Consider the following 982-nt stretch of genomic DNA (forward strand, 5'->3'; position numbering starts at 1 on the left):
TCTCGGCGGCGCCGCCTTCCTGCGCGCGGATGCAGCCGGCGTAGTAGCGGAAGTGGTCGGCGGCCAGCGGCACGTCGGCGTTGAGGGTTTCGCGCACGGCCTTGCCGTTGTCCCAGGTCTCGGCGACGGCCAGTTGTTCCAGGTTCAGTTCGATGCGGTCGGCAATCTTCAGCAGGATCAGCGCGCGGTCCTGCACCGACGTGCGGCCCCAGCTGCCAGCGGCGGCGTGGGCGGCGTCCAGCGCCTTGTCGATGTCTTCGGCGGTGGAGCGCGGGAATTCGGCGATGATTTCGCCGTTCACCGGCGAGGTGTTGCTGAAGTACTGACCCAGCACCGGCGCAACGAACTCGCCGCCGATGTAGTTGCCGTAGCGCGGTTTGAGGGTGACGACGGCGCCGGGGGTTCCGGGTGCGGCGTAGATCATGGGGATGCTCTCCTGTCGGTTCCCGGCCTCCATCGGCCAGGTCATGGAGCGATCTTAGGCAGCGCCCTTCCCGGCTCGGAATGCCCCCATGGGAGCGGTGGGTTACTCATTTGGTAGTAGATGCGCCGGGCTGACCTGCGCCCTAGGCCATCGGTAACTCTGCAGGAACGTGCCATGCCCGCGATCGCGCCCGCAGAGTGCTCCTGCTGGCTTACCCTGGCGCTTGAGCTCTCGTAGGAGCGGAGCTTCTCCGCGATGCTCTTGTTCGTGCTTGGGCGTTTCAACGTCGCCTGGGAATGCACAGGCCTGTAGGAGCGAGCTTGCTCGCGAACCGCAAGGCACGGAGCTGAATGTCCTATGCCGCTTTGGCTTTGGAGTTTCTGCGCCGCTTCAGCGTGCGCTGAGATGCTTTGTTTCGCCCCCTCGGGCGAGTCCCTTTTGTCAAACGCCACAAAAGGAACCAAAAGGTCTCGCCCCTCCATCCGGTTTTTCGCTTAGGCGAAAAATTCCCTCGTTGGATCGAAGTTTCAGGGGCACGCCGCGAAGGGCCATCCCTGG

General features: G+C 64.3%; 1 protein-coding gene. It reads right to left on the reverse strand.

The window, feature by feature from the left end:
* Positions 1-424, reverse strand: a 424-nt coding sequence (locus tag A9513_RS04800) for an aldehyde dehydrogenase family protein (RefSeq protein WP_141678341.1), incomplete at its 3' end; no start/stop codon positions are given.
* Positions 425-982 lie beyond the last annotated feature (558 nt).

Source organism: Pseudomonas sp. AU12215 (assembly GCF_001675465.2).
Classification (GTDB): domain Bacteria; phylum Pseudomonadota; class Gammaproteobacteria; order Pseudomonadales; family Pseudomonadaceae; genus Pseudomonas; species Pseudomonas nitroreducens.